We start from the raw sequence: 1,065 nt of genomic DNA, 5'->3' as shown, positions 1-1,065 counted from the left end.
TCTTGTAAAAAACGATCACTGTGACTAAATGGCTCGGCGTGAACGGCGATTGTTGCGCAGCCCATCGAAGCTAAATACCACAAGAGCTCCCCAAATAAAGGCGAACGTAATCGCTTTATCCATCGTGAAGGTCTCGCCGTAAATTAACACTGCAAGCAAGAACATCAGGCTAGGGCCGATGTACTGGAAAAAGCCGAGCGTTGATAATTTGAGGCGAGTCGCGGCACCAGTGAAGCACAGCAATGGCAAGGTCGTCACCACACCGGCTGCAATCAACAACGTATTGAGCTGCCATGGATTTTCAATCATGTTTGCCGTTGGTGAGCTGGCAATAAACAGAAGATAAACGGCGGCAGCGGGTAATAAGATTAGCGTTTCGACAAACAAACCCGTTTGAGCATCCACCGCGACTTTCTTACGTAGCAAACCGTAAAAACCAAAGCTCATCGCCAACGCCATCGCTACAATCGGCACCGAACCAAAGACGATCAACTGCACCAAAACGCCGCATCCTGCCAATACCACAGCAAACCATTGCAGCTTACGTAGTCGTTCGCCCAAGAACACCATACCGAGTAACACGTTGATAAGCGGGTTGATGTAGTAGCCTAAGCTGGCATCCAGCATGTGATTGGAGTTAACCGCCCAAATGAAGATCAGCCAGTTGCCACCAATCAATACCGAACTGGAAAGCAAATACGCGATTTTCTTTTTATCTGTGGCGATGTGATAAACCGAGCGCCAGTGACGGCCAAAATGAAGAAGTGCGGCAAGCAAAAAGAAAGACCAAATCACTCGGTGGCTTAGGATCTCGAGAGGAGACACTTGTGCTATCGATTTAAAGTACATGGGCGCAATGCCCCACATCGTGTACGCGCCAACCGCAAGCAGGACACCTTGCCGCGCGCGCTGTTGTTCTTCTGGTGTCATGAAGTGTCACCTAATTGTGTGTTTATAGAGCAGAAAATCAGTATACGAGCCGTGGTGTGAAACACCTAACAATTTGCGGTTTTATTCACCATGAAACCCCATTACAATGTGCCCTCACTTTGTGTGCCAGTGGTA

The 1,065-nt window shown here is 48.5% G+C and carries 1 protein-coding gene; it reads right to left on the bottom strand.

Features of this window, described 5'->3' with window-relative positions:
• Nucleotides 1–24: 24 nt before the first annotated feature.
• Complete coding sequence (gene rarD / locus R8N28_RS26810; protein ID WP_131170431.1) at nt 25–930, bottom strand: EamA family transporter RarD; 906 nt, start codon at nt 928–930, stop codon at nt 25–27.
• Nucleotides 931–1,065 lie beyond the last annotated feature (135 nt).

The organism is Vibrio sp. Vb1554, from assembly GCF_033344235.1.
This window is presented reverse-complemented; position numbering and strand designations above follow the sequence as displayed.